This window comes from Nocardiopsis sp. SBT366 (assembly GCF_001083815.1).
In the GTDB taxonomy this organism is placed as follows: domain Bacteria; phylum Actinomycetota; class Actinomycetes; order Streptosporangiales; family Streptosporangiaceae; genus Nocardiopsis; species Nocardiopsis prasina.
Genome location: NZ_LAVM01000066.1, coordinates 1 through 23,032, shown reverse-complemented (window position 1 = coordinate 23,032; position 23,032 = coordinate 1). Strand labels below are relative to the sequence as shown.

General features: G+C 66.1%; 19 protein-coding genes and 1 pseudogene. 18 read left to right on the top strand and 2 right to left on the bottom strand.

The annotated features are described in order from the left end of the window. Positions 1-88: 88 nt before the first annotated feature. On the bottom strand, positions 89-814 hold the full coding sequence (locus ADX84_RS18950) for a 3-keto-5-aminohexanoate cleavage protein (RefSeq protein WP_049576832.1): 726 nt from the start codon (positions 812-814) through the stop codon (positions 89-91). 92 nt (positions 815-906) lie between these two features. On the opposite strand from ADX84_RS18950, the gene ADX84_RS18945 reads away from it, so the two are divergent. The 4 genes and pseudogenes from ADX84_RS18945 to ADX84_RS26990 form a co-directional block, all read left to right on the top strand. Continuing rightward, a complete protein-coding gene (locus tag ADX84_RS18945) occupies positions 907-1,965 on the top strand; it encodes a hypothetical protein (RefSeq protein ID WP_049576830.1) in 1,059 nt (352 codons plus the stop codon). Between the two features lie 122 nt (positions 1,966-2,087). Further along, positions 2,088-2,537 (top strand): VOC family protein, encoded by a 450-nt coding sequence (locus ADX84_RS18940; RefSeq protein ID WP_049576828.1) that lies wholly within the window; start codon positions 2,088-2,090, stop codon positions 2,535-2,537. A 170-nt stretch (positions 2,538-2,707) separates the two neighbouring features. Further along, a complete protein-coding gene (locus tag ADX84_RS18935; protein WP_049576825.1) occupies positions 2,708-3,319 on the top strand; it encodes a hypothetical protein in 612 nt (203 codons plus the stop codon). A 309-nt stretch (positions 3,320-3,628) separates the two neighbouring features. Then, a pseudogene (locus tag ADX84_RS26990) lies at positions 3,629-3,979 on the top strand (CPBP family intramembrane glutamic endopeptidase); the annotation flags it as partial. A gap of 153 nt (positions 3,980-4,132) precedes the next feature. Here the strand turns inward: ADX84_RS26990 and ADX84_RS18920 are convergent. After that, a complete protein-coding gene (locus tag ADX84_RS18920) occupies positions 4,133-5,320 on the bottom strand; it encodes a DUF418 domain-containing protein (RefSeq protein WP_234004069.1) in 1,188 nt (395 codons plus the stop codon). Positions 5,321-5,506: 186 nt separating this feature from the next. Between ADX84_RS18920 and ADX84_RS18915 the strand changes: the two genes are divergently transcribed. The 14 genes from ADX84_RS18915 to ADX84_RS18850 form a co-directional block, all read left to right on the top strand. Beyond that, complete coding sequence (locus ADX84_RS18915; RefSeq protein ID WP_156208133.1) at positions 5,507-6,166, top strand: hypothetical protein; 660 nt, start codon at positions 5,507-5,509, stop codon at positions 6,164-6,166. A gap of 182 nt (positions 6,167-6,348) precedes the next feature. Further along, entirely contained in the window at positions 6,349-6,873 is a 525-nt protein-coding gene (locus ADX84_RS18910) for a hypothetical protein (RefSeq protein ID WP_156208132.1), read from the top strand. An 893-nt stretch (positions 6,874-7,766) separates the two neighbouring features. After that, on the top strand, positions 7,767-8,633 hold the full coding sequence (locus ADX84_RS18905; RefSeq protein ID WP_017544035.1) for a hypothetical protein: 867 nt from the start codon (positions 7,767-7,769) through the stop codon (positions 8,631-8,633). Positions 8,634-8,763: 130 nt separating this feature from the next. Beyond that, a complete protein-coding gene (locus tag ADX84_RS18900; RefSeq protein ID WP_049576796.1) occupies positions 8,764-11,142 on the top strand; it encodes a hypothetical protein in 2,379 nt (792 codons plus the stop codon). A gap of 6 nt (positions 11,143-11,148) precedes the next feature. Then, a complete protein-coding gene (locus tag ADX84_RS18895) occupies positions 11,149-14,283 on the top strand; it encodes a hypothetical protein (protein ID WP_156208131.1) in 3,135 nt (1,044 codons plus the stop codon). A gap of 295 nt (positions 14,284-14,578) precedes the next feature. Beyond that, the gene (locus ADX84_RS18890) at positions 14,579-14,908 is read left to right on the top strand and encodes a hypothetical protein (RefSeq protein ID WP_049576790.1); all 330 of its coding nucleotides are present in this window, start codon (positions 14,579-14,581) and stop codon (positions 14,906-14,908) included. 178 nt (positions 14,909-15,086) lie between these two features. Continuing rightward, positions 15,087-16,349: a hypothetical protein gene (locus ADX84_RS18885; RefSeq protein WP_049576785.1), complete on the top strand. Its 1,263-nt coding sequence runs from the start codon at positions 15,087-15,089 to the stop codon at positions 16,347-16,349. 66 nt (positions 16,350-16,415) lie between these two features. Beyond that, positions 16,416-18,236, top strand: a complete 1,821-nt coding sequence (locus ADX84_RS18880) for a phage tail tip lysozyme (RefSeq protein WP_049576781.1) — start codon at positions 16,416-16,418, stop codon at positions 18,234-18,236. A gap of 116 nt (positions 18,237-18,352) precedes the next feature. Next, the gene (locus tag ADX84_RS18875; protein WP_049576777.1) at positions 18,353-19,360 is read left to right on the top strand and encodes a hypothetical protein; all 1,008 of its coding nucleotides are present in this window, start codon (positions 18,353-18,355) and stop codon (positions 19,358-19,360) included. After that, entirely contained in the window at positions 19,360-20,010 is a 651-nt protein-coding gene (locus tag ADX84_RS18870; protein WP_049576775.1) for a hypothetical protein, read from the top strand. Before ADX84_RS18875 ends, ADX84_RS18870 begins: the two co-directional genes overlap by 1 nt. A gap of 89 nt (positions 20,011-20,099) precedes the next feature. Next, on the top strand, positions 20,100-21,125 hold the full coding sequence (locus ADX84_RS18865; protein WP_049576772.1) for a hypothetical protein: 1,026 nt from the start codon (positions 20,100-20,102) through the stop codon (positions 21,123-21,125). Next, positions 21,122-21,790: a hypothetical protein gene (locus ADX84_RS18860; protein WP_049576770.1), complete on the top strand. Its 669-nt coding sequence runs from the start codon at positions 21,122-21,124 to the stop codon at positions 21,788-21,790. Before ADX84_RS18865 ends, ADX84_RS18860 begins: the two co-directional genes overlap by 4 nt. Before the next feature lie 29 nt (positions 21,791-21,819). After that, positions 21,820-22,317 (top strand): hypothetical protein, encoded by a 498-nt coding sequence (locus ADX84_RS18855; protein WP_049576767.1) that lies wholly within the window; start codon positions 21,820-21,822, stop codon positions 22,315-22,317. A 28-nt stretch (positions 22,318-22,345) separates the two neighbouring features. Beyond that, on the top strand, positions 22,346-23,032 hold a 687-nt coding region (locus tag ADX84_RS18850; protein ID WP_049576866.1), incomplete at its 3' end, for a hypothetical protein.

Here is a 23,032-nt window from a genome sequence, read left to right as displayed (position 1 = left end):
GGACTGCCCGGAGATCGACCTGGTCCGCGAACCCGCCTGCGCCGAGGCCGTGGCCCTCTACGAGCACCGGCTGTCAGAAAAACAGGGCCTAGGCCGAGGCACCGGCCAGCGAGACCGCGTGCGCCACGAGGGCCGCGTTGTCGTGGGCCTCCGCTCCGTCCGGCAGCCGCATCGTGTCCTCCAAGCCGATCCGCACGTCCAGACCGTCCTCCAGCGCCTGCCCCAGCATCGGCCAGGCCGTCGCGTCCACGCCGTGCAGCATCCGGGGGACGTTCACCCGGCCGCGGTCCAGCACCCGGGTGATCGCCTCCGTGTTACGGCGGGCGTCCTCCCCCGCCACCTGGGTCGGCTCCACCAGCACCGCCGCCACGTCCACCCTGGTCGCGACCAGGATGCGGGCCGCGTCCACCGTCCACACGCCCGCCTCCACCGCCACGCGGCGGTCGCCCAGGAGCTGGATCAGGTCCACCGAGCCCGGTTCGTGCAGGTTCACTGACACCGAGTCGGGCAACGCGAGGGAGGCCCACCTGTGCACGAGGTCGTAGCGCCGCCAGGGGTCGGACTCCGCCGACAGGGACGTGGTCAGCGACACCGGAACGTCGGGCCCCTCAGCGCGCATTCGCTCCATCAGCGGCCCCACCACCTGGGGCTCCAGGGACTCCGCCCCCCGGGAGTCACGGGGGTGCACGTGCACGGCGGTGGCGCCCGCCGCCACCACGGCGTGCGCGTCGGCGACGAGTTGGTCCACGGAGACGGGCAACGCCGGGTGCGCACCCGGACGGCGGTCACCGTTGAGACAGGCGACGATCCTCATGAGGTCTCTCCTTGCGGCGCTCTCTATGCCGAATGTGCCCGCTCGTACCCGGGTGCAAGCCCCCGGCGGCTCGCCCTGGCAGGATGGCGGGCATGAGAAGATCCCTGCCCCTCGTCGCGGCCGCCCTGTTCGCGTTGGCCCCGACGGCCCCCGCCACGGCCGCCCCCGTGGACCCGGGGGAGGGGTCGGGCGGGATCGACCACCCGCGCGGAGGCGAGGGCCCCGAGGGTTCGGAGATCGCCTTCGAGTTCCAGGACGACCGCATCTCCGAGTCCAGCGGGCTGGCCCCCTCACTGCTGCACGAGGGTGTGTGGTGGACGCACAACGACAGCGGCGACCACCCCTCGGAGGTCTACGCGGTCGACGAGGACGGCCAGACGCTCGCGACCGTCACCCTGAACGTCGAGCGCCGCGACTGGGAGGCGATCAGCCTCGCCCAGGGCCCCGAGGGGGTGCCCACGGTCTTCGTGGGGGACATCGGCGACAACTTCGGCGGAGGGTGGCCGAACATCCGCGTCTACCACTTCACCGAACCCGAGGTCCTCGGCGACTCCGCCCTGGACCCGTCGGTGTTCACCTTCACCTACGAGGACGGCGGACGCGACGCGGAGGGCATGATGATCGACCCGCGCGACGGCCGCCTCTACGTGGTGTCCAAGGAGTTCGCGGGCAGTGTCTACGCCGCACCCGAGAACCTCGACCCCTTCGGGGAGAACGTCCTGACCAGGGTGGACTCCGCGCCGCTTTTCGCGACCGACGCCGCCTTCAGTCCGGACGGGAGCCGCTACGCCGTCCGTACCTACTGGGGGGTGAGCGTGTACGACGGGACCAACGGAGTACCGGGCCGGTCGGTGGGCTCCTTCGACCTTCCGGAGATGGAACAGGGCGAGTCCGTGGCCTTCACCCCGGACGGAACCGCGCTGATGGCGGGGACGGAGGGAGCCAACTCCCCGGTCTGGCGCGTCCCGTTGTCAGGGGAGCAGCTGCCCGACATGGCGGCCGAGGCCGAGGCCTCCCCGGCCTCCGACGAGGACGAGGGCGAGGAGCCCCAGGAGTCGGGTGCCAGCGGCGCCCTCCCGCTCATCCTCGGCGGCGCCGTCGTGGCCGTGGTCCTGATCGGCGCCATCGTCCTCCTGGTCCGCCGCACCTGAGCCCCTTGCGGGACCTCCCGGGCCCGAGGCGCCAACACTCCGGCCCGGCCCGTTCCGGCGGGATGTCGCAGCCAGGCAGTAGAACTGGCATCACGGAACCGGGCCCGTTCAGGAGGACACCGATGGCACTCGACTACCAGATCACCATGGACTGCGCCGAGCCCCTGGAACTCTCCAGGTTCTGGGCGTCCGCGCTCGGCTACCTGGCCGAGGACAACAGCGCCCTCATCGAACAGGTGGCCGCCCAGGGGCTGGCGACGGAGGACGACTACACCGTCGTGGACGGGCGCAGGGCCTGGATCACGCTCGCGGCCATCCGCCACCCCGACGACCCGGTGCACGCCTTCACCGGCGCGGGTCTGGGCCGCCGGATGCTCTTCCAACAGGTGCCCGAGCCCAAGACGGTCAAGAACCGCGTCCACCTGGACCTGCGCTCCGGGCCCGAGGGCCGCGACGCCGAGGTGGCCCGGTTGGAGGCGCTGGGCGCGACGGTCGTCACGGTCATCGAGGAACCCGGCGCCTCACACGTGTGCATGCTCGACCCGGAGGGCAACGAGTTCGACGTCCAGTGACCCGACGGCGCGGAGGTGGCCCTGAGGCCCGGCGGTTAGGGTGGTGTTCGCGGCTGCCGCCCTTCCCCGCCCTCACGGCCATCGATGTTCGAGCGGTGGCCGTTCGTGTGTTCGGCCCGTGTGACCGGCCCGCGAGAGAAGACCACCCTCGAACCGCACGGGAATGACTGATGAGCGACACCAGCACCGGCACCCCCGAACCCCAGGGGTCCCACGTCGAACGGACCGTGGCGTTCATCGCCGACCCCAGGGCGACGACGTTCCTCATGTGTGAGACCGTCTCCAGGCTGGTGGGAAGCCTTGGCATCCAACGCGGCCTCGTGGACCCCACCACGCTGTCGGGGGTCGCCGTCGCTCTGACCCTGGAGGCGGAGGGGGTGCCCTACGACCTGATCGACTTCGGCCAGGGCCTTCCCGACGACGACCCGAACATGGAACCCGCACCGGTACCCGGTGAGGACGTCACCATGGCCGAGGCCCCCCGCCTGCGCGAGGCCGCGGCGGGAACCGTACGGGTCGAACTCGACCGAATCGGTTCGATGGACGCCAACCTCATGCTCATCCCGGCCGTTCGTGAGGGCGGTTCGGCGCACGCCGAGTTCGCCGTCGAGACGCTCCCCGGTCTGGTGCTCTCCCAGGCCGAGCGGCTCGGCCTGCGGATCCTCGTCATGTGCCCCCCCGAACAGGGTGTACGGCGCTACCAGGACGGCCCGTGGGTGCGTCAGATCATGCACGTGACCACCGAGAAGGAGGCCGCCGAGGCCAACCGCGCCAGGGGATAGGGTTTCCCCCGGTTTCCGACCGAGCGACGACAGGACGCGGTGACGGGTGTGAGTGAGCACGATGGGCGGTCGTCCTCCTGGTGGGCGATCACCGGTCAGTGTCTTGGCGGGCTCGTTCTCTACGTAGCCGTGTCCCTCTCGGCTGGGCTGCTCACGGGTTCGGCTGTACTGGGCGCCCTCGTCTCCGGTCTCGTCATTCTGGGTGCCGTGACGATCTGGCGCCGGTGGGCACGGAGCGTCCCCTCCCCGAGGCCCGTCTCCGCGCGGGCGGACGAGCCCCTGTTCTGGGTCCTCGTCGCCGTAGGCCTGATGTTGAGCTTCCTCGGCGGCCAGACCCTCGCGGTGTGGCTCCACGCCGAGTTCGGTTCACCGGTCTTCGACTCGTCCCAGGCCGCACGGAGCGCGGTTCCCGTGGCGGTGTTGCTGTTCGCCATGGTGGTCGCCGCTCCAGCGGGTGAGGAAGCGCTGATGCGTGGCCTCGTCTATCCGCTGCTCCGCCGCCGCTGGCCGGTGCTCGCGTCGGCGCTGGTCAGTTCGCTCGCCTTCGCCGCGCTGCACGGCAACCTCGTCCAGATAGCGGTGGCGCTCCCGCTGGGCATGCTGCTCGCCTTCGTGTACGAGCACGTGGACAGGCTCTGGCCGATCATCGTGTTGCACGCGCTGTTCAACGTTGGCTCGGTTCTGATGCCCGTGTTCCTGATCGAGTCCATGGCGAACCCCATGGTCTTCTCGGTCGCTCTGGTGGGTGTGGCCCTCGTTCTGTTGGCGCTGCACCCGAGGACCAGCATCACGTCTCGCGGGTCTGACGCCGTGTCAGTCCCGCGTGTTCGCGGCGACCAGACGGCGGAGCCCCCGTTCGGCGGGCCCCGGAATCCCGTGCCGCTCCGCGAGAGAACAGGCCAGGAGCGAAACCGCCCAGACGGTGACCGCGACCAGCAACTGCCAGGCCAGCGCGAGGGAGTCGACCCCGAACAGGCGTAGCGCCCCGGCCGTGAGGGCAACCAACACGGTCTGGGCGAGGTAGACGCTCAGGGTTCGCCTGCCAGTGGCCGCCAGCGCCCGCCCCAGCACGCCCGTCGCCGCCGCGCGGCGTGAGGCCGCCAGAGCGATCACGGCAAGGTAGCCCGCCCCCGCCAAGACCCCGGCCAACCCCTGGTGCCAGGCCACGAACGCACGCTCCAGTGCGGCCTGACCTCCCACCCCCGCCCAGACCACTGGAGTGACGACGACGGGCAGGAAGAGCCCGACCAGGAACACGACGGTCAGCCCGCGTCGGTACCGCCGCGGTCGTTCGATCCACCCCCGTCCCGCCAGCCACGCGCCCAGGAGCGCGCTGGGCAGTGCCATGGAGGTCAGGACCGTCGCCGGTACCACCACGATCCACATCGCGAGGTTGGTGGCCCACCCGACGGGGCCCTGCTCGAACAGGATCTGCGCGGCAGAGCCGTGGTTGCGCGCCAGGGCGGCGTCCGCTCCCACCGCCACCAGGAACAGCGTGGACGACACACAGACCGCGCCCGCGAGAAGCAGTGCCGCCCACCAGCGGCGAGCAGTGATGACACCGGCGACCATGATCGTGATGAGCCCGTAGACGCCCAGGATGTCCTGGGCGAAGATCAGGGCATGCACGGCACCGAAGGCGATCAGCCACAGGCCCCGTCTGCGAAGCAGGGCCCGGGCCCGCGTCTCAGCCTGCCCGTGGTCAAGACCCGAGGCCAGGCCCTCGTGGACGGACCTGCTCGCGAGGATGGCCAGGCCGAAGCCGAGCAGGAGCGCGAAGAGCGGGTAGGCCCGCGCGTCGACCAGCAGGGTCAGCGTGCCGGAGACGAGGCCCTCGACCGTCCCGGATGCGTCGAGGTCTTGCCGGAACCAGTAGTGAGTGTTGGCGACGGCGATGAGGGAGAGCATCGCGCCGCGGGCGAGGTCAGGGACGAGCAGGCGTTCCCCAGGGTAGGACGCCGTGCCCGGGGCCGGGGTCTCCGCTTGTCCGCCAGTGCGCATGGCTGAAAACTAGCAGTGGCGAATGTGACCCACGACTGTCACGCTATCGGGAGAAACCGCCTCACCAGCGGGTTTGTGTTCTTGGGGGTCGGTGTTCCAGGTCTGGGATGTCAGGGTTCATCGTGATGCGGTAGAACAGGGTTCGTCCATTTCGGTTCGCGGCCCCTGTCTGAGGAGACCTTCACCGTGATCACCAAGTCCCCTGCCCACCTGGCGGCCGCGAGCCTGGCGTCCCTGTTCGCTCTGACCGCGTGTTCTTCCTCTGATTCCCCCGAGTCCTCCTCATCTGGTTCCTCTGAAGGGTCGGGTGCTATGGGGCCCTCCACGGTGGAGTTCGATTTCGTCAGTCCTCCGTCGGAGGGTGTGTCGAGTATTGAGTTCCGTGTTCCTGAGGAGGTCATCGATCAGGAGGAGAGATATCGTGAGGACCGTTACCATGATGTCATCACGATGACCGCGATCGAATCTGACGACCCCTCGATGTGTGCTGTGGAATATCAGTATATCTATTCCGAGGGTGGGCTGGATCGCCTGCTCCAGGATGCTGAGGATTGGCTTGATGCTCCCGAGCTTACGGTGGACCGCGGAATGGCCCGAGCGCTGACCGATGAGAGCATCGATTCAGTCGAGTTGAGCGATGACTACGCCTCGGCAGTCCTTCCGATCAATTGCGCAACTTCTCCGAGTGATGACGACAACGTCGCAATGGTCAGGTTCAAGCGCACCATGGATTCCAGGTTCGCTTATGCCGAGGTCTCGGTGATGAAGAGTGGCGACCTCTTCATTCATGAGTTCGAGATTCAGTCCTGGCAGGCGGACAGTAATGGCAATTGGATCAAGAGTTAGTCGATCGACGGCGCTGACCTTTCGAGTTCTTGGAGATCTTCACTGTGATCAGTAAGTCCCCTGCCCGCCTGGCGGCCGCGAGCCTGGCGTCCCTGTTCGCTCTGACCGCGTGTTCTTCCTCTGATTCGCCCGAGTCCTCCTCATCCGGTTCCTCTGAAGGGTCGGGTGCTACGGGGCCCTCCGTGGTGGAGTTCGATTTTGTGAGTCCTCCGTCGGAGGGTGTGTCGAGTATTGAGTTCCGTGTTCCTGAGGAGGTCATCGAGCATGAGGATGACTACCGTGAGGGTCGGTATCACGACGTCATCACGTTGAGTGCGGTCGAGTCCGATGATCCGTCGACGTGTGCGGTGAAGTATGACTTCTCCTATGTGGAGGGCGGCCTGGATCGATTGCTCCAGGACTCAGAGACCTGGTACGAAGACGGAAGTGGAGCGCCGGAACAGGCTCGTCCCTACATGCTTACTGAAGTCACCCATAAACATGTGGATCTGAGCGAGGACTACACATCGGCAGTCGTGCCTGTGGATTGTGCCGCTTCTCCGACTGATGCAAACAAGACCGCACTCGTCATCTTTCGTCAATTTGACTTGAGGCCTCGCTTTGCCTATGCCAAGGTCTCGGTGATGAAGGGTGGCGAACTCTTCATCCAGGAATCCGATATTCGCCGCTGGCAGGCTGACAGCAATGGAAACTGGATCAGGGATTGAGGTGCCGTGACGATCGGCGTCGGTTGCTGGATCTCCAGGGAAGAATCTCCACCCGATGACTGCTGCGCTCTGCTCTCGGATGTGTGACGCTTCCGGGGCGGTCCTGGCTCCAAGGATTCATGGCGAAGATGCAGGCAGGGCCGAGCTCAACGGACGCCGGGGTTGCGCGCTTGCTACGGAAGCAGGGAAGTTGGCCGCTTTCGGCCAGGATCTTTGTGACAGGCAGGCGCGATCGCGGAACCAGCCCTGACCTCCTCAGATGCGGAGTCGGGCGCAAAGGGAGCACTTTGGAGTAGCAAAACGGACAGACCCCGCGCGAGATCAATCCTGTCAAGATGAGAACCAGGGACACGCGCCGCGCAACTCACACCACGCGAAGTCAACCAGTCGTGCGGTACGAGGAGTGGAGAGGCGGACCCGTGACGTTCGAGTCGACCCCACCAGCGGAGTGGGCCTCATCCCCGTCCAGGACCCAGGCCGGGAGAACGCGCCACCCCATCCCCACCGCGCCAGCTGAATCTCCCGGCTCCCCTGCGGGGGCGGCCCTCAACAGCCCGCACGTTCGACTGAACCCAGGGCTCCACGCACCTGAAGCCCTCTCGATCCCGAATCGCCCCACACCACCTATGCGTCTGAGTGGGTGGTGTGCCCCCGCGCCGGTAGGTCCCCGGAAGTGTCCCTGGGTGATGGAAACATCGTCTCTCCGGGAACGGTGAGCTGACCCGGGCCCCCAAGTCACAGAGCCGATCAACGAAGATTCATCCCCCAGATCCCCGACAGGTACTGAGCCAGCAGGTGGCTTGCCGACTCGCCGGGGGCGAAGCGAGCGGCTGGACGCTCGCTGCACAGCGTCAAGGTGATGCTCCCTTGCGAGCGGAAAAGGAGTGAGTGGCATGGCCAAGAGCATCTTCAAGATCCCCACCAGCCTGGACCGGTCGTTCCTGGACCACGAGATCGCGCTGGCCGGCGGCGGATGGCAGATGCGACCGCTGCCGGTGAAGGTGATCCTGTTCTGGGTCGCCTCCGTGATGCTGCTCTTCTGGGTGTGCACGTCCACGTTCGTCTCCAGCGCCGACTGGTGGCTCATCGGTCTGGTGATCGTCTGGTGGTTGGCCGCCACCGCGTTCTTCGGGCAGTACTCCAAGACGAAGGAACTGCGGCTCACGTCGCTCCCCGCGCTCGTGGAGTACGTTCCCCAGCCCGCTCGCCGCATCATCACCCGCCGAGGGGCCAACCCCAGTTCCTTCTCCTCGGTCGTGGGCATCCAGAACATCGACCAGACCGGCTACATCGAATGGTGGGACGGCACGGTCGGGCAGGCCTACCTCGTGGTCGGCTCCGCTTCGGTGCTGGTCTTCGACGAGGACAAAAAGGCCATCCTCAACCGTGTCGACGGCTTCTGGCGCAAGACCGACACCAACGTCGAGTACATCTGGATCACCACCAAGGAACCCCAGCGGGTCTACCGCCAGCTCGGCAACCTCGAGCTGCTCAACCAGGGCCTGGAAGTCCGTGACCCGGAACTGTTCGAGCTGCTCGACGAGCGCTACTCGATCCTCAAGAACTACGTGGGTGGGCAGTTCAATTCCATCCACCAGTACCTGGTCATCAAGGCCGACAACCTGGAGGCGCTGCGTCGGGCGCATGCTCTGGTGCGAGCCGAAGTCGAGGGCTCCAGCCTCATGATCAAGCAGGCCACCATGCTGGGGGCCGACGACCTCCACGACATGCTGCGAACCCTCTACACCACTGCTCGATGAATCGGTCTCTGTCTTCGCAAGGTTGTGGTCGGGTCACAACCGGGGGTGAGCCCTGGGGGCAGGATACGGATCTCGTTATGCTGAATCACTCGGTAATGGCCGAAACAAGCGGAGAAAGTGAAGGGCGCGAATGAGTTCCGGCGCACAGTTCTCGGGTAGCGCGGCCGGGACCTCGCACGGGCAGTTGCCTGGCGTACTCTCGGGCAACGGAAACGGCACGTCGCATGGCGACCAGTCCGCTCCGGAGCAGTGGGAGAACACCGGCGGTCCGACGTTCGAGAATCCGTTCACCGATTCGCAGGAATCGGAGGTCACCCCCGAGCGCGACGGTGACCAGGAGGAACAAGGCGAGGACGACCCGTACGCGGGAATGAGCGCCAAGGAGCGACGCGAGGCGAAGAAGAAGGCTCGTCAGCTGGTCGGTACCTTCGACGACTATCCGCACCTGCTCGCGATCAAGCCCAAGGAGCGTTACGTCTTCCGTAGCGACTACTTCCACGTGGACGATCGCTACGCGTGTGTGCTCGGCTTCTTCCATGACGACGGTGCGCGCGACGATTTCAGTGCGTTCTGGGGTATCAACCGGATCCCCAGCGGATTGCCGGACGACGTCACCGTGGTGGTGCTGGAGCAGGTCCGCCGCAAGGGCGAGAAATGGATCGAGGAGAAGATCAAGACGGTCGAGAAACTCGACCGTCTTGAGGACAGTGAGCAGGCGCAGTCGGGGACCATGACCTCAAGGCGCAAGGCCGCGAAGGTCAGCGACGACATGGAGATCGTCGCCGGTGAGCTCCAGGATGGCGCCAGCTACCTGCACGTGCACAACCGTCTGCTGGTGAGAGCCCCCAGCCTGGAGACGCTCGACGATGCCGTCGAACGGATCGGCCGGCTCTACATTGACCGGTTCGGCACCCTCACCGTCGCCGCCTACCCCGGTGAGCAGCGCCAGGAGCTGACCAACCTCTTCGGCCAGAACGAACGCAAGCGCGGTAAGGGCTTCCACTTCACGAGCGTGGAGTTCGCCGGGTCCCACTCCCTGGTGACCAACGGCCTGAATGACGCCGCGGGCGAGTACGTCGGATCCATGGTCGGCGACGTCAACAACTCCGCCGTGCTTTTCGACGTCAACGGCTACGACCACCACGTGGTCATCGCCGACAACTCCGTCAACCCCGTGCTGAACCGGGCACACGTGCCCGACATGTGGGGATCGAAGATCTCCCAGGCGGCCCTGCTGTCGAACGCTCGCACCGTGCACATCGTCCTGGACGGGGCGCGCATGGACGAGTTGGGTCCGCGTCTGGACTCGCTCACCGCGCGACTGGACATGAACTCCGGCGACATCAACATGTTCGAGATGTTCGGTGAGTCCGAGGACGAGCTCGGGATCTTCCCCGCTCACCTGGAGAAGGTCGTCCTCATGGCCGAACAGGCCTACGAGACAACGGACTCGGACCGTTCCATCATCCGCGGGTCCCTGAAGGAGACGCTCAGCCAGTTCTACATCGACAAGGGCATGTGGGCGCGGAACGCGAAGCAGAACCGGGACCGACTGCGCGTGGTGGGCATCCCGCACACCCAGGTTCCGCGACTCCAGGACATCGTCACCTACTTCGACACCCAGTACCGGGCTCTGGCCAACTCCACCGCCCGCGACGACGAGGCCCTGCACGCCTACAACATCCTGCGCCTGGTCTTCAAGGACCTGCTGGACAACAACGGCGACCTCTTCAACACCCACACCAACGACGAGATCGACGGGGTGGCCGACGCCCGACGGGTGCTCTACGACTTCTCGCGGCTGCTCAAGCGCGGCAAGGGTGTGGCCATGGCCCAGCTCGTCAACGTCATCGGGTTCGCCGTCGACAACCTCGGTTTGGGCGACACGGTGATCATCCACGGCGCCGAGAACATCGACGACCGGATCAAGGAGTACCTCAGCGAACAGTTCTCGCACCTGTTCCTGCGTGGTGGCCGTGTGGCCTACCTGTACAACGACATCGACATGATGCTCGCCGACTCGAAGTTCAACCGCTTCGACGCCGCGGACTGGACGGTGCTCGGTCCGATGCGCGACGCGACCGTCACCGAGTACCAGCGCCAGCTCCACCAGGACATCCCGCCCGACCTCGAACGCCTCGTCACCACGCGCGGAGAGAACCTGGCCTACCTGCGTCGCGGTCACACCAACGTCGTCTTCCACCTGGACCTGCCGCTGGGCGTCAACCCGGCACGGGCGGAACGGCGAGCCCAGATTCTGGGAGCGGTACGGCGCCAACAGGACGAGCGCGAGAAGCCGGAGCAGTCCTCGGCTGTGGTGGCCGCTCAGGGAGAGCGCGCCGAGGAGAGGTCCCAGCGGGTGGCCAGGGACGGGGCTGAGGCGCGGCTGGACGCCGAGAGCGCGGAGCGGATGAAGCCGGCCAGGAGACCACGCCCGCGAGCCCGGAAGCGACGGATCGAGAACCCGACCCCGCCCGTCCAGGACGACCGTGAGAAGCGGGGGCACTAGATGGGCGTGAGAGGGGCGACAGAGGAGATGGAGCAGGGCGTGATCCCGCCCGCCGAACCGGAGACCCCCCGGGGGAACAGGGCCGGCGCCTTCATGCGGCTGGCCGTGTGGGTGCTGGTACTGGCGTTCCCACTGACGCTTCTGATGAGCGCGTTGGGTGGGTCCGCACACGCCGATGAGACGGACCAGCAAGACCAAGAGATCGCCGCCCTGTCGTTCTACCGGCTCTCCTCCTCGATGACCGCGCTGTTCTCCACCGCGCAGGAGCCCGGTGGGGATGTCAGTTTCGGGGAAGAGGAGACCGGGTGGATTACGGTCCTGGACTCGCCCGCGAACGCGGGCGCCATGTTGGGCTACGCCGACCAGGACTACAATCCCATCGCGGGCTGGTTCAACTCCAGCACGGCCCAGTCCTCGGACAGCGTCGGCTACAACACGCTGCTCGGCAGCTCGGAGGCGGGTTCCTCGGGGGCGCACGGAGCGCGGGACTTCGCGCTGTTCGGAGCCACCCTGAACGGTCTGGGGCTCGACAACACGAGTACCGGGCTCTCGATCGGCTTCTTCAACGCCTTTCTCGGCGGCATCATCTTCCTCCTGTACACCGCCGCGGCCGCTGTCGACGCCCTCTGGCGGGTCATCATCGAGGTGCTGGTCTTCCTCAACCCCTTCAAGTTGTTCTACGGGGCGATCAGCCGAATCAACCCCGCATGGGCGGACGGGATGACGGGTGGGGAGGGCCCACCGGAGTTCCTGGGATCGTTGTTCCAATGGGTCAACTCCTGGTACCTGGCCCTGATCCACATGTCGTGGACCGTCATGGTGCCGTTGTTCGTCGGCACGTTCCTCATGGGCGCCCTGATGTTCCAGAGGTTCAAGGGGCCCGGGCTGAAGAAGCTGCTCATACGCCTGTTCTTCATCGTGCTGGGTGTGCCGCTGTTGGGCTCGATGTACACCGGGATGCTGGAGTCCATGCAGTTCGCGACCAAGGAGGGGAACACCGGGTCCACACGCGTGGTGCTCTCCACCTACGTCGACTTTGAGGGGTGGGCGACCCAGCAACGCCTGCGTGTGCCGGACCAGTCCAATGACGTGTACATCGAATGGGATCACGACCGGCAGTCCCCCAGCGGGCGCTCCCAGGCGAGTGTTCGGGACCTGGCGCTCCTCATCAACGCCCAGGTTCTGGGGCTGGAGGGGCAGATGGCGCCCACGGCCACCGACGACGACCAGAGGTGGAACGACAGCGCGCTTGCGAGCGACGGCATCTCGTACTCCCAGACCCAGTACGCCGAGATCACGGACATCCTGTTTCGCTACATGGGCAACTCCCACGTGAGTGCCTCCTCCTTCGAGACCCAGGCCAAGTCGACTATCGAGGGCCCCGCCAAAGAGGATGCGCGAGGCTGGTTCGAGGACTACACCGGTAAGCCCAAGGACCTCGCCGACATGGACGAGGTGCAGAGCAACCCCCTGCTCACGGTCGCGGACGGTACCGGTCTGCAGGCCCAATCAAGTGGTAGCGGCTGGACCACCAGGTTCTTCGACTGGCTCTGGCAACGGGAGAACCAGGACGATTCGGAGGAGTCGACCCGCACCCTCGCTTTCTCGACCGAGGGGAGTTCTCGCGACTGCGGCCTGGAAATCGCCGACAATTCTGGTAGGCCAATCGCCTGTAACCTTTCGCCACTGGCGATGTACAACTACCTGAACACTGATTTCGGGCCGACTTCCTACACCTCCTATTCCTCTGGCAGGAGCACCAGCGAGGCGACCAGGTCCATCCATAATTCAGTGAACCTCGTGGGTACGGGCACGATGAGTTTCGTGTACTGGATCAACGCCGTGGTTCTGCTGGGTGCTTTCATCACGATCGGTTTCGGTTACGCCATCGCGATGATCGTCGGGAACATCCGCCGGAGTTTCCAGCTGATCATGGCGATCCCCTTCGCGACACTGGGTGTGATATCGGGAATCGCCAAGGTCATCGTCTACACGATCGCACTGATCATGGAGGTCGTGGTCACCCTGTTCCTGTACAAGTTCGTACAGGAGTTCCTGTTGAGTCTTCCCCGGATCATCGAGGCCCCCTTGTCGGGAGCGCTGGACGGAGGAGCCGACGAAGCCGGTGCCTTCCTCCTGTTCCTGCAGGCGGGGGGCTTCCTCACCATGGTCATCGCCCTGGTCTCGATCATCATGATCGTCCTCTTCACGGTCATGGCGATGCGTCTGCGCAAGACGATGGTCAAGGCGGTCGAGGACGCCAGCAGCAAGCTGGTGGAGAAGTTCACCGACTCCTCGGCACAGCCCGGTGGAGGCAAGATGCCCAGCACCGCTGGTGCCGGAGGGAAGGGGCCGGGGGCGACGGCCTCCAACCGGATGGGCGGTGCCAGCAGCGCCAAGGGTGGCGCCGGTATGAACGCCGGCGGCGCCAGCGGGGGCGCAGCGGGTGGGACCGCCGCCGCCGCGAGCGGCGGCACCGACAGCACGGTCAGCGGGGACGTGGACACCGACGGCAAGTTGGAGGGCCCGGCGGGAATGTTCGGTGACGACCGGTCGGGGTCGGGTCTGGGAACCAGTGAACAGGACCAGAACGCCGCGGAGCAGGCCAGGCTGGGTCGTCACGTGGAGTCCAACGGTCTGTCCGATGACCCGTTGGAGACCATGGCCGGTTCGGCCCAGCAGTCTGCGGCGGGCTACATGGAGTCCGACAAACATCGCATGGGAGCGGCCGGGGACGCCGCCAAGGCGACCGGCCACGCGGCGATCGCTGTGGGGCGCGGTGCCGCTGGAGACGGAGCCGGCGCCGCGAAGTCTGCTGGAGACGCCACCGCGGCCGCTGGATCCGCAGTGTCGAGGAACGCGGAGGCCAGCAAGGCTTCGCAACAGGCTTCGCAGTCCACGCTCGACGCCCCGAAGTCCACGGCCAGGCAGGACAGGCAGATCCAGCAGGGTCAGCAGATGCAGCAGGCCGGGAAGACCGTCTCCAACGTCGCAGGAATGGCCGGTACCGGTACGGGCGGCGGAGGCGGTGGGGGCGGCGGCACCCCGAAGGCCCCGAAGCCCGCGCCCAAACAGCAGCCGCGACCCCAGAAGCAGCCTCCCAAGCCGCCGAAGCAGCCGAAGCCACGTAAGGGCAAGTAGTTGTGTCCAGCGATAGGAAAACCTTGAAGGACTCATATGGAAAGTAACGCTGTTGACCTTGGTCACGGTGGCCACGGAGCAGTGATTGTGCCCTGGCCCCAACGTTGAGTTAACGATGCGGAACGAACTTGCTGCTGGCGACAGCCGACAGTTAGAATTGACTGCTGACAAACCCTCCGGAAAGCGCACGACCCCCCGGTGCCGAACATGCCGCCCCCGAACCTGTTGAAGCTCCTGCCGTGACGGGCCTACCGGTCGCCATCGGCCAGGAGCAGAGGACTAAGGAAAACCGATAATGAATTTGACCAACCTCCCTTTCGCGTCATGGGACCTCCTCTCGTTCTTTGAGAACGCCACCAACTACGTGCGCATGGCGGGCGGATCGCTCCTCGCCCTGATGGGCACGGTCGGTGTCGTGTGGGGCGGCGTCCTCCTCGTCAAGAAGCTGATGGCCTCGCAGCAGGACCAGACCAGCTGGGTGAAGATCATCGGTCTGATCTTCATCGGCGGCGCCCTGATGGTCGGTGGTTTCAGTCTCATCTCGACCATCGCCGCCGGGGGTCGGACCACGATTGAGGACCTGGGCGGCGGAATGATCCTTTTCGGTCTCGACCAATTCAGATAAGGCGCCACCGCACCGGAGTCCTGGGACATGGTTGTGCAACGGTAGGTACTGATGAGGGTCGGCGGCCAACGGAGCTGTCGGCCCTTTGTTCGTTCCACAGGTCGGCTTGTGCTCGATCGTCAAGTCAGGAGCAGGACCTTTGAGCTTGAAAGATAATTTCTCGTCTTTTACGGCGAAGATGAAACTGGGACCCCACCATGCCATCGAGCGGTTCGGGGTCATCACCACGTGTTTCACCGTCACCTTCGCCATGCTCCTGATGGGAACGATCTCTTCCGCGGCCTCGAACAACCGGGCCCGGCTGGACGAGACCGCTCTGTACACCACTTCGTTCACCACTTCGAGGACCGAACTGTCGGGCGGCGTCGAGGGGATCTACATCAACGAGGACAACACCCGGGCCCTGGTCCTCATGCGCTTCCGTGACGCCGACGCGGGAAGCTTCTCCGCTGACGCCGCCAACTACCAGGCCTTCCTCACCGGTTCCAACGAGCAACTGGACACGATGGCGCTCCAGTCGAACATCACCGGTTCGATCCTCGTCTTCGGTTCCACCGGTTACCTGGCAGTGGTGCTGGACTCCGACGTGCCCTTCGCGCAGCAGATCCTGAGCCTGACCCTCCGGGCCAACAGCGAACTGGTCTACAACGCGGACTCGGGTCGTGAGCTGCGGGAGGACCTCCAGGACGACGGCAGTTTCGCGGAGTTCGACCAGTGGCGGGTCTTCCTCAACCCGGGAGCCTCGGGCACGCGGGAAGCGACTTCCCTGGAGGGGAACCGTGTGGACCCCGCCGCCCTCTACTACGAGTTGGTGCTCTCCGAACAGGAGCAGGAGATCCGTGACGCGATGGATCAACAACTCCTGGAGATGCGCTCCTACCTCACCCGTATCTCCGAATACGAGGCGGAGATGAACCGGGTCAACGTCGACGGGGTCTTCATCGAACCACCTGAGGTTCCGGTGCAGATCGACGGGGACTCCATCGCGGGCCAGGCTGCCGACGAGGAGACCGAGGCCACGTTGGAGCTCGAAACGGACTGGGTGCATCCGCGCGGTTACGACTTCGACTGGCGTTCGGGTTCGATCGACCAGGGATACCTGGACTCGATCATGCCCGTGGGTGAGACGTCCTACATCACGTTTCTCGGGGAAAAGGCTCAGGCCGACGACGGGGAGAACTCCCAGTTCTCCGCCAACGACATCGAATGGCTCCTGACGGACGGCAACGACCTGAAGGACTACGGGCAGTCGCACCAGGCCATGAAACCCCTGACCGACATCATGAACAACACCACCCAGGCCTACCAGGAGTACTACCGCATCAAGAACGCCTACCAGGTCGATTCCCACAGCGATCTGTTGGAGCTGGAGGTACTGCTGCGCGGCGTTGATTCGTCTGGCTCGATCAATTCGGACGAAGAGGTTCTGCTCACTTACTGAACCGGAGCATGACGCTCGACAGTCCGAAAGTCCAGGCGATACGCAAAGGGAACAGGAGAGGACGCCGTGTCGGGAATCGGTGGTGGAGCCGGGGGCCTGCAGCCCCCCGGCCCCGGGGATTCGGGTGAGATAGGCAAGGCCGCGCAGAAGGGTGTTCCCGGCCTGGGCGACGCCGCGAAGGGCGGACCCGGCGAGGGTTCTGAGAAGGGCGCGGAATCAGGTGCGGGCCCGGAGAAGGCCTCGGAGGGAGGGGCCGGCGGTCCGGGCGGGCCCGGTGGCGGAGGTCCTCCCGGTCTGGGAGCCGGCGGTACGTCCAAGGCCGCCAAGGACGGGGCCGAGGGCACCAAGGGCGTGGCCAAGGGAGCGGGGGCGGCGGCAGCGATCCCCGCCATCGGGCTCGGCGCCCAGCTCCTGGTCATCATGATGTTCCTCAAGTGGCTCAAGGGCCTGATGTCCGCGCTGGCGGCCCTGCTGCTGAACTTGTTGAACCTCCTGTGGTCCATCGTCGTCGCGGTCGCGAAGACGGTGGTGGGCGCGGTTCTGGCGATCGGCGCCGCGGTGGCGACGGCCGTCGGCGGAGCCATCTCCGTGGTCACGGGCGCCGCGGTGTCGGTCGGAGTGGGGTTCCTGGCGATCGTCGCGATCGTCGCGACGGCGGCACAGGCGACGAACGAGAACAACGCGACCGCTCAGCGCGACGCCATGCCGGAGGACTGCCGTCCGGAGACCGAGGCGACCGTGAACGAGATCGACGCCAAGGCCGCGGCTCAGCTCAACGACGAGTCGATGGAGGACATGGCCGAGAAGGTCTACTCCATCCTTGGCGGTATGGGGATGCAGGACGAGAACATCGCGGGCGTGCTGGGCAACTTCCAGCAGGAGTCGATGATCGACCCGACGACCGTGGAGACGATCTACACCGAGCCCTACGAGTACGGACCACGCACTGAGGCCGCGGAGAAGAACGGTTTCAAGGTCGAGCTGATCGACGCCGACTACGCGGCGAGGTACCCGGCCATCGATCTGGTGGGCATTGGCCTGGGTCAGTGGACCAACGGTCGTAACACCATGCTCACTGACTACGCCGAGGAGACCGGTGGTGAGTGGTGGGAACTCGAGACCCAGTTCGCTTTCATGCTCTCGGAGGACGATCCCGCGCGGGTGAACTTCGCCAAGGAACTCATTGAGTCCCCGGACGGCTCGATCGAGGATTCCACGCAGGAGTGGATGGTGAAGTGGGAGGGATTGACACTGGGCGTCGAGGAGAACCGTGCCAAGCTCGCCACACGCCTGGACCACGCCGATGTGTGGTTCGCGAAGTTGGACTCCTGGAAGGCCGACAAGAGTCTGGCCGACTCCGTACTCGAGCAGGCCGAGACGACTCTGAGTGCGGCCAACCAGAATCGCCGGGCCGCGGTGGTGCAGGACTGCCAGACCGCCAACGTCAGCGGTGGAGGTGTGGTTCAGGCCGGAGAGATGATCCCCTGCGCGTCGCTGGGGACGATGGACTCGCAGGCGTGCGACCTGCACGAACACCTCCAGGACGAGTTCGGTGGATTCTTCATCAGCGCGGGTGGTTACCGCGACGAGGCGACGAGCAACCACGGTGAGGGCAAGGCGATCGACTACATGATGGCCGAGCTGGGCGAGGTTCCGACCGAGGAGATGAAGAATTCGGGAACGGAGGTCGTGAACCATCTCATCGCGAACCACGAGGAACTGAACATCCTCGGCATCCTCTGGTACGAACGTGTCTGGAACCCTCTGCGGGACCCGGTGGGTAAGTGGAGTAACGAGATCACCCGGGACGCGGAGCGAGGGGACATCACGCAAAGTCACATCGACCACATTCACGTCAGTGTGGGAAAGCCGGGAACGTTCAAATGACCGAGCGAACAACGGCTCCCTGACAGGAACAGGGCGCGGTCTGCGTCCTCCTCCGGAGTGGTTCGGATGCCGGTGGAGTTCTTGTGTTCGGCTCGACAGGAAAGGAGCGCCAGGGAGTGTCCGGCGAAGGGAACAACGAGCGCGACGGCGGCGATGAGCGGTCGTCGGGTACCGGCGCTTCGGACGAGGGGCAGGGGGCCGCGAAGAAGTCCTGGCGCCGCATGAGCCGCGAGGAGGTGATGCAACGTTTCGACGGTTACCAGGCCAAGCAGAGGGCCAATCGTAGAAGGCTGACCGGGGACGACGTCCAGGAGATGCTGCGGGAGCGCCGCGCCGAACGCCAGCAGCGCAGACACGAGCGGTCTGAGCGGGGCGTCAGCGGCCGAGGACGCCCGCGGGACGTGGGTCGGTCGGTGCGGTTGAGCCTGGGCTCGGCGCTGATGCTCGGAGCTCTGGCGGCCGGGTACCTGGCCGCCGCCAGCACTGACACGACGGAGGCGCAGTCCGAGGCGAACGAGCAGAGCATCGCCTCGCTCAAAGGGGACATCCGCTTGTTGGAGGCCCAGACACAGGAGGAGCCGGACGTCGCCGACCTCGAGGAGCGACTCGGTCAGGCGCTGGAGGACGCCCAGATGAAGGGCGAGCAGGTCGCCCAGGCGCAGAACGAGTACCAGGAGATCCTCGTCGACCTCGACGACGAGGACCTGGCGGAGGGCCGGGAGACGGATGACGCGCACGAACAGCGCAAGGAGCTCGTTGATCTCTTCGACGAGTCGGCCCGCGTCATCAAGGACGAGGACTCCCACCACCCCGGCGCGCACGTGATCCACGGCCCCCGCGAGATCGACGTGCTCGACCCCTGGTATTCGCGGCACGCGGACGGGACGCGGACGGACTACGCCGACCCGACGCTGAACTCCTGGGAACTGGTGTCGACCACCCCGCGTACGGGCTCCGCCAGCGTTGTCGACGTGGCATGGCTCAATCGGGACGCCTCCACGGGCGACGTGCTGGCCTGGGCCAGGGGGACGTTCAGCGGGGACACGGGGAGGTTCCACAGCCTCCAGGTAGGCAGGACCTCGATCGGGGAACGTCCGGCGGACGCGGCGCGGGAGGAGGACTGATGAGTTTTCTCCAGCGCAACGCCTTCCCGTTGGTCGCGGCCGGGCTCCTGGTCGTGTCCAGTGCCTCGTTCGCGGCCACCCAGGGAGCGAGGGAATCCGTTCTCTCGGAGCAGGAAGCGCAGATCCGTGAACTGGACGAGCGCAAGGCCGAGTTGGAGGCCGACCAGGCGGAACGCGGACGCCAGGTCGCCGACGACGTGGTGGGCACCAACGTCGCACGGTTGGACGCCGACGAGGATCTCATCAGTCAGGTGCTGGACACCGCTCTGACCTGGGAGACCCACGCCGAGTACGTGAGCGCTCGCACGGCCATGACGACCGCCTGGGAGGTTCCGGAGGATTCGGCGTTCATGACCGAGTTCCTGCCGGAGGCGCCGATGAACGTCGACGGCGAGGGCAAGGAGTACCCGCTGATCGATCTGCTTGGTCTCGATTCACGGGTGCACAGTTTCGACACCCAGCTGATGTCGGTCCTGGGCACCGAGTACACCTATCTGGTGTTGGTCAATGTGCGGACCACCTCCGACGACGGTGAGGCCAGTGCGTTCAACACCTCCACGGTGTTGTTGACCACTGACGGTGATGGCGGGGTGCATGACGTCGAGGGATATGCCGCCACGTCACAGGTCCGTTCCTCCGGTCCCGAATGACCCGTCATGCGGCCATGGAACGGCCGACCGGTCACTATTGTGTGTTGACGGAACTGTTCTGATATCCGAGGAAATTTCCTCGTGGTGACATGAGGGAGGAGGTCAACGTGGCCGATGGCGAACACGGGCCCGAAAGGCCCCCGACCCCGCCCTCGTTCTCCAACTACGAGCCCGGAAGCCTGGCCGAACGCCTGGGGGCCACTCGTGCGGAGCAGGAGGAGGAACCCCCACCCCCGAAGGGCCCGTCCCTCCTTCCCAGGATTGCGTACTGGTCGGCCACCGGACTGGGGATCCTGGGCGCTCTGACCCTGTTGCTCGCGGCAGGGCTGATCAGCGCCCAGCACCAGGCCCGGCTGCAGGAGGAGGCCCAGCCCGGGTTCGACGCACAGGGCAGGACCACCACCGCCCAGCAGAGCCTGGAGGACCTGCCGGGCAGGGACGAGGCCGACCGGTGGCTGAGCCAGGCGACCTCCGTGGGTGAGAGGGTCGCCGAGGCCCAGAACACCTTCCTCGAACACAGCGGGCCGCTTCCCCTGGACGAGCTGCCCGAGCAGACCCCCGACGTTGGCGAGCGCGACGAGTGCGTCTCCCACCTCGAGGAGGTCCCGACCACCCCGCGCGACTACACCGACGAGGAGCTCACCGCCTGCGCGGAGGGATTGCGCGAGGAGGCGATCGGCGGCCTGGAGCGGAGTCTGTCCCCGCACTTCGCGGCGCAGGTGCGTGACCAGGACGGTTTCGACGCGGTGACCCAGTGGCACACGTGGGTGTCGACCGTGGAGGAGGACGTCTCCCTGGCCGACCACACCTGGACCGCGCACGAGGCACTCGTCTTCGAACGTGACTCCTCGATCCCCCTGGTCTGGACCCTCACCGAGGACGAGTCCGGAAGAACGGTCGCATGGATGCGCGGCACCTTCGACCCACTGTCCAAGAAGTTCGACCAGATGGCGTTCGGGACGGTCGGCGTCGACGACGCTGAGGAGGACGCCGACGAAGCCGAGGCTGAGGGGGACTCCGAGACCGAGGGCGAACCCGACGAGGACACGCGTGACAGTGGGGCCGACGTCCCGACGGACGAGCACGGGCACGAGGGGGAGGGTGAGCGCGGATGAGCCTTGCCGAGATGGAGGCCTACGAGCGTGAGCGGAAGCTCCGCCGCGAGCGGATCCGGCTCGTCGTGTCCTGGGTGCCTCTGGGGGTGACCGTCCTGACGCTGGCTGTGGGCGGTCTGGCCGTCTGGTCGGCGTCATCGGGGCGGGAGGCCGACCACGCCGCGGTCGCCGCCCTCGTGGAGGAACACGAGAACGAGGCCGAGGAGGCCGAAGCCGAGTTCCAGAGGGCCTGGACCGAGGCACTGGAGCGTGCCACTCCGGTGCGCGTCGAACGGCTGGACGGTGACCGGGAGACCATGCACGCGCTGTTGCTTGACGCGGTGGAGGCGGGTGGAAGCGTTGCGAGCGAACCCGACACCTCCGACGACGAGACCCTGGATCCGCTGGGGAACCTGTCCGCCGACGGCGTGCCCGCACTCCGTGAGGGCTCACAGGCGGAACTGGGAGAGTTCGACGCGGTCCTGGTCGACAAGGTGGGTTCGACCTACTCCTACTTCGTCGACGTCGACGTGTTCGACGCTGACGACCTCGCGAGGAACGACGGTGACGAGGAGGGCGAAGCCTCCGCGGTCGCCTCCCTGTCCGTGATGTGGTCAACGAACAACAGGGGCGAGATCACCGAGATCGACGCCCACTGGCTCGACGAAACCCCCGAACGCTCCTAACACCCCACGCCCCGCCAGGAGAACAGCTCATGAGTCCCGCTTCGCCGACGGCCAGGAAGAAGTCGAAGGGAGCCCAGTCCGCCTCGGACAGGCGCGCAAGGAAACGTCAGGCCGAGGAGAACGACGGACAGGAGCCCACTGCGGCCGACCAGGCGGACCAGAACGGCGCGAAGCCCTCGATCAGGGCTCGCACCCGCGCCCGCCTGGGCGAGAAGGGAATGCAGTCGTTGGTGGTGGCAGCGCGCGCCGGCCTGATCTTCTCCACCTGCTTCGCCGTCTATGTTCTGGCGATGTTCATCGCGGTGACCGTCGTCCCCAACGTCTTCCTCATGGTGGCGACCGGAACGGGCATCGGCCCCGCCGCCCCTCTGGAGATGCAGCTGGCGCACTGGCTGGCACCCAGCCTGTTCCTCATCGGGCTGATCTTCGTCCTGGTGCTCGTCGTGGCGCGCTGGTTGTGGCGCGCCCAGCGGCGGCTGGGGGAGAAGGCCCGGCGTGCCCTGCTGGGTGAGGAAGCCGGTCGCTGACCCCCGAAACCGAAGAAAGGCGATCCGTGTGAAAATCGCACCCCTGCAGATCTCCGACCCCTGGTCCCATCGTCTGGCTCGAAACAGCGGGGTCGGTACGCAGACCCTGAGCGCGGTGCACTGCGAACTCGCCGTGCGCATGGAGGCGGTGTCGATCCTCCACCACGGCGCCGACCAGAACTACCGCCCCTACCTGCACCTGCGAGGGCAGGTCCTCCAGCTGCAGCCGGAGGTCGCGCTGCCGTTCGGCATCACGGAACTGCCCTACCGTTCCGGCTCGGAACCGAGCATCGACGCCTTCTACGAGTTCGACACCGCGCAGCTGAACGAGCTGATCAACAAGGGATACTTCAGCCCCCGTTTCCAGGTGCCCAACACCATGGTCGGCATCGTGTGGGAGCTCCCCGCCCGAGTCGACTTCCTCGTGGTCTCCCCGGAGACCATGGACCAGCCGCCGTTGGTGTTTGTGGGAGTGCGCGACCAGAACAGCGCCGTGCTCACCGAGGAGAGCAGCGGATACACCCTCGCCGAGTACTTCCCCGACTACTCCGCCGAGGATTCCGAGTTCGAGGACGAGGGCCAGTTCGCGGTGCCCACGCACTCGGACGAGATCGACGATCTCTTCGCTGACGAGGAACTCGACGAGTCGGTCCACCGGGGGGCGGGATCGCCGCCCCGGGGGGCGGCCTCGTCGAGTTCCTCGTCAGCGAAGAGA